Consider the following 5,734-nt stretch of genomic DNA (forward strand, 5'->3'; position numbering starts at 1 on the left):
TTAGATCTAGTGATTCAGTCCGTCAGTCCGTATCTGTTACGAAAGACGGGCTGGGAAGAGAGCGATCTGTTGGGGGAAAATCTGCTGGAAACGCTGATTCCGGCGACCGATCAGGATGAGGTAAAGGATTTGCTGGAAGATGGTGTCTATCGCGACATTAGGATCGACCGCCGTGAGATTCCGCTGCTGACTAAAACGGGCGCGCTCCGCACGGTGACTATCAATTCCTTCCTGGTGAGGAAAGACGAGGGCTTTCCCGTCTCGTTCACCTTGGTGGGCGACGACATTACACGGCGGCTGCGCATGGAGTCGGCCCTTTCGCGCTCCAACGGGCAGTTGCAGGACTTGGTGGATAACACCAGCGACGTCATTCAGCTCATCACGCTCGACGGCAAGTTTATCTTTGTTAACCGCGCGTGGCGCGAGGTAGTGGGCTACACGCAGGATGAGATTTCGGCCATTCGGCTCTCGGATATCCTGCATCCGCAGTATAGCGAAAAGACAATGGATCAGCTGGACCGTATCCAGCGCGGTGAGGTCGTACCTGACTTCGAGACGGTCTTTTTAAGCAAGAGCGGTCGTAAACTATTCCTGACGGGAAGCGTTACCTGCCGTTACGACCACGGCAAGCCGACGGCTTTTCGCTGCATCCTGCACGATTTTACCGAGAAAATAAGGGCCGAACGAGCGCAGAAATTATACTACAGTATTGCCAACTGGACCATCAGCACTGACAATCTCGATGAACTCTACGGCAATATCCACGAGGAACTGGGCAAGATCATCGACGTCCGGAACTTTTTCATTTCACTCTACGACCAGTCCAAAAGCTTTCTCTACTTTCCTTATTATGTCGATGAGTACTTTCAGGGGCTGCGCTTTACCAAAAGGCGGTTAGGTAATGGGCTTACGGAATACGCCATCGCGTCCAACCGGGCGCTGTTCTTGTACCGCGAGGATATCGAGCAGCTGGCCCAGACCAACAGTTTGTATCTCTACGGCACCACGCCCGAAGTACTGCTGACCGTGCCGCTGCGCATCGGCGACCGCGTGACGGGCATCATCGGCGTGAAATCTTACGACAACCCCAATACTTATGACGCCCGTGACCTTGAACTGCTGGAATTTATTTCGGGACAGGTGGCCCTGGCCATCGCCCGCAAGCAGAGTGAGGAGGAACTGGCCAAGTACGCCGCCCGGCTCAATGCCATCTTCGACAGTAGCTCGCACTTGATCTGGTCGGTGAACAAAAGCCTGCAACTGACTTCTTTCAATAAAAACTACTCCAACCTCATTGAGAGCCAGCTTAATACCGCGCCATCGCTGCACGTAAGTACCGAGAAGCTGGGCTGGCGGATGATGAGTCCCGAGAATCGGCGGCAGCTGGAGCGCCGCTACCGCGATGCGTTTCGGGGGAAGCTGCAGTATTTCGAGATGAAAGTCGATACGCGTGAGGAAACCGAACTTTGGTTCGAATTTTACCTCAACCCTATTTTGTTCGAGGGCGGCGTGATCGAGGAAGTGTCCGGTATTGCCCGCGACGTAACGCGGCGCAAGCAGGCCGAGCTATCGTTGCGGCAGAGTGAAGAAATATTCCGGGGAATCTTTGAAAACCTGCAAGACATCTACTGCCGCATGGATCGACAGGGCGTCATCACGATGATTAGCCCCTCCGTGCTCAAACGCACGGGCTACACGGCCGAGGAAGTACTTGGGCGGCCGATCACCGATTTTTTCACGGATCGAAAACTCATCCATCAGGCTCTCTTCAAGCTGCGTCGCGATGGTAGTCTGCGTAACATCGAAGGCAATTTGCGCGTGAAGGGTGGGAATATCCGGCAGTTTATGTTCAATATGCTGATGTTCAACGACGAAAATGGTCGGCCTTCGGAGGTGGCCGTGTTGGCCCGCGACATCACGGCTCTGAAAAGAAACGAACTGGAACTCCTCAAAGCCAAGGAGCAGGCCGAGCACTCGCTCAAAGTGAAAGAGGGTTTCCTGGCCAACATGAGCCACGAAATCCGCACGCCTATGAACGGCGTCATCGGGATGGTAGATCTTTTGATCAATACCAAACTCGACGAAGAGCAGCGCGACTACATCCAGACCGTAAAGCGTTCGTCCGAAACCCTACTGCACATCCTGAACGACATTCTCGACCTGTCCAAGATCGAGGCGGGCAAGATGGCACTGCACGAGCTGCCGCTGTCGCTGGAAGAACTGATGGAGAAGTTGGTGTCGCTCTTTGCCCAAACCGCCCGCAACAAAGGCAACACGCTTACCTACAAACTAGGCCCGAAACTACCCAAGTACGTCATTGCCGACCAGACGCGGCTGCTGCAAATCCTATCGAATCTGACGTCTAACGCCTTGAAGTTTACCGAAAACGGCGAAGTGCGGATCAACGTCAAGCTGGAAAAGAAACGTGGGAACACTGATCTCATCAAAGTCGAGGTCTATGATTCCGGCATCGGGATTTCGGAGGAGGATCAGAAGATGCTCTTCACCTCCTTCACCCAGGTGGACAACTCTTCCCAAAAGTCCTACGGCGGTACCGGACTGGGCCTGTCGATTTCCAAGCAGTTGTGCCAATTGATGAACGGCGACATTGGGGTAGTTTCCGACACGGACGAGGGCAGCATGTTCTGGTTCACCTTCGAGGCCAAAGAAACGACAATTGCGCCTTCGTCGGTGATTGAGAATGAGGAAGAAGCCTTTATCGATAATGTCTTTGCGTCCTACCATCCCACCATCTTATTGGTAGATGACAATATGGTCAACCGAAAAGTCGCCAGCGAGATCCTGAAAAAGGCCGGCTGTGTGGTGGACACCGCCGAGAGCGGTTTCGAAGCCATCGAGAAGATGGAGCGCGTGATGGCTTCGCCCGAAGAGTACTACGACATCGTGTTCATGGACATCCAGATGCCCGACATGGACGGCGTAGAAACTACCCAGAAGCTACGCGAAAAGTACGGTAAAGGCACGGCTGACGACCCCTTCCCGCCCGTGGTAGCCATGACGGCCTACTCGATGAAAGAAGACCGTGAGCGCTTCCTGAGCCAGGGCATGGACGACTACGTGGCCAAGCCCATCCGCGCCCAGACCCTGATCGCCAAGGTGCAGGAAATCATCGGGAAAGTACCCGACCGCCAGATGACCGATAAGCAAGTGGCCCTGGCCAAAGAGATTGCCCTTCCCGTGCTGGATCGTGAAATAGTGAACCAGCTCAAACAGATTGGTGGTAAGGATTTGGTATTGTCGGTCTACGAGGATTTTGTGAATGAGTCCAACGAACTGGTGGGCGAAGCCCTCACGGCTTACAAAGCAAATGACATCGCCACCGTGAAAAGCCACCTCCACACGCTGAAAGGCAGTGCGGGTACGGTGGGCGTAATGCAGGTAGCCGAAATTGCCCGCGACGCCGAAGGGCGACTTAAAACCGACGACACCAGTACACTGAGCAAGGCCTTGCCAGAATTACAGGTCGCTTATGGGAAGTTTTTGGAGAACTACAAGAGCTGGCTTGATGAGTGGTTGTAGATCTTTTTGTGAGAGATTGGCACGTTAGTTGCTAACCAGCCGATCATTGATTTTGGGTACAAAAATTAGAGACGAATCGCTTCCGGGCGGTTCGTCTTTTTGCTTTATGAAACTATTTTAAATCTCTTGGGAACGCTTAGTAACTTTTGGCATAGTACTTGCTTCCTACAGTTTCATCAAGACCCGTCTGCTAGTTCAGGCTCCTTCACACACTAATAATTAACAGCAAGCGCCCCTGGCCTGGTTGGCCCGGAACATTATCTATTTATCTGTTTTATTAGTTTTTCAACAATTCACCTCTCATGGAAGTCAAATCTACCTCATCGTCCAGGCTAGCCTGGGGCCGTCAGAATCATGTATGGCAGTTACTTATCTTGATGATGTCACTGATGGCGCAAGGGATTTTCACACAGGCGCTGGCCCAATGCCCTCCCTCGGGCGGCTTGCCCTACATTGGCGGTAATGTCTTCCTGGACTACGGCCAGGATGGCATCAAGACCGCTGACGTCGACCAGTCCATCGGGGCGTCTTCACACGCACTAAAAATCGACAAAGCACAATAGGGTCAATTGAATCTCATTTAATTGATTTTTCTATCCAGCCATTTTTAACTATTGCCATATGAAGACTTTTCCTTCCCCCATCACCTTCCGGTCAAGGCCAGAACGCGCCCACCTCGTGCTTCTAGATGCCCCACACTCTTTATCTGATTCTTAATAAAGGGTTCATGCTCGCTATATATGATTCTTTAATTTTTCGATCGCGATTAATTTCAAAATTCCCTACTTGATTTTTCTATACAAACCACCCAATGATCATGGTTAGATTTTTCTTTTCAACAATGGACAGAGTGCAGAGACGCTTCAATCTGTTCGGTTCAAAATGGTATGGTTGCCTTATCCTGCTATTCACGCTTGCCTTTGTTTCAAAATCTTTTGGACAATGCTCAGCGGGTGCTGATATAGTGCTGCCGTGTGTAAATGGCATCGTACCCAGTACTGCGGTACTGCTGGCCACGCCAGTGGGTGGAACATGGTCCAATGCGGCAGGCAACCCCACGGTAGCGACCTTTACCCCTAACACAGCCGCCACTCTTGCGGGTAATCTTCAGGCGGGCACATATGAGTTTATCTATACTACCTCAATACCGACGAGTTGTAGCGATATTGTACAGGTAACCGTCCCTAATTGTCAATCGCTCTGTCTTCCTGTGGAAGTGAGTGACACACTAGTTTGTGCGGGTTCGGTCATAGACTTAACAAGCTTGGTTTCGGGGTTCGACACCCTGCTGAGTTCAGCTTTCACCATTGGGGGCGTGGGTGGCATCGCCGTGGGTGACCCGACGGCTTTTGTCGCCAACAGCACCACGACGATCACGCTACTAAGTTCCAACTTGCTAGGCTGCACCGACACGACTACCTTGACGATCAACGTCAACCTGCTGGACATCGCCGCGAGCGACACTTTGGTTTGCGCCGGCTCGGTACTTGATTTGACCTCACTGGTCTCGGGCTTCGACACGCTGCTCAACGTAGGCTTCGACCTGGGCGGAATCGCCATCGCCAACCCGACGGCCTTCGTCGCCGACAGCACCACTGTCCTGACGATCACTGCTTCCAACCTATTGGGCTGCGCCGACACGACGACGCTGACGATCAATGTGGGTCTGTTGAACCTGGCGGCGTCGGTGAGCGACACTTCGGTTTGCGCCGGTTCGGTGCTGAACCTGACAGGTTTGGTCTCCGGTTTCGACACGCTACTGAATGTAGGCTTCGTGCTGGACGGAGTAGCCGTAGCTAACGCGACGGCCTTCGTTGCCGACAGTACGGTGACGCTAATGGTGACTGCCTCGACGGCTTTGGGCTGTTCTGATACGACGACGCTGACGATCAACGTCGGCCCATTGGACATCGTTGTGAGCGACACTTTGGTCTGCGCTGGTTCGGTGCTTGACCTGACTAGCTTGGTCTCTGGCTTCGACAATTTATTGAACGTGGCCTTCGACCTGGGCGGAATCGACATCGCCAACGCATCGGCCTTTGTCGCTGACAGCACGGTGACCTTGACGGTGACAGCATCTAATCTGCTGGGCTGCTCTGACACGACGCAACTGACTGTCAACGTCAATCCTCTACCAAACGCGGGCTCTGACACGACACTGGTCTGCATCGGAAATAGCGTTCCGAAGAGTTTG

3 protein-coding genes are annotated in these 5,734 nt (G+C 52.9%); all 3 read left to right on the forward strand.

Annotated features, from left to right (window positions below; genetic code table 11):
- The coding region (locus ACEW8P_RS04315; RefSeq protein ID WP_373511879.1) for a PAS domain S-box protein at positions 1-3,540 on the forward strand (3,540 nt) is incomplete at its 5' end.
- Between the two features lie 302 nt (positions 3,541-3,842).
- Complete coding sequence (locus tag ACEW8P_RS04320; protein ID WP_373511880.1) at positions 3,843-4,103, forward strand: hypothetical protein; 261 nt, start codon at positions 3,843-3,845, stop codon at positions 4,101-4,103.
- Positions 4,104-4,390: 287 nt separating this feature from the next.
- Positions 4,391-5,734: hypothetical protein (locus ACEW8P_RS04325; protein WP_373511881.1), on the forward strand; the 1,344-nt coding region annotated here is incomplete at its 3' end.

This window comes from Persicitalea sp. (assembly GCF_041751555.1).
Classification (GTDB): Bacteria; Bacteroidota; Bacteroidia; order Cytophagales; family Spirosomataceae; genus Persicitalea.

What these genes read in the sequence shown, in the direction of transcription:
- ACEW8P_RS04320 (WP_373511880.1), top strand. Translation starts at nt 3,843, where the DNA reads ATGGAAGTCAAATCTACCTCATCGTCCAGGCTAGCCTGGGGCCGTCAG.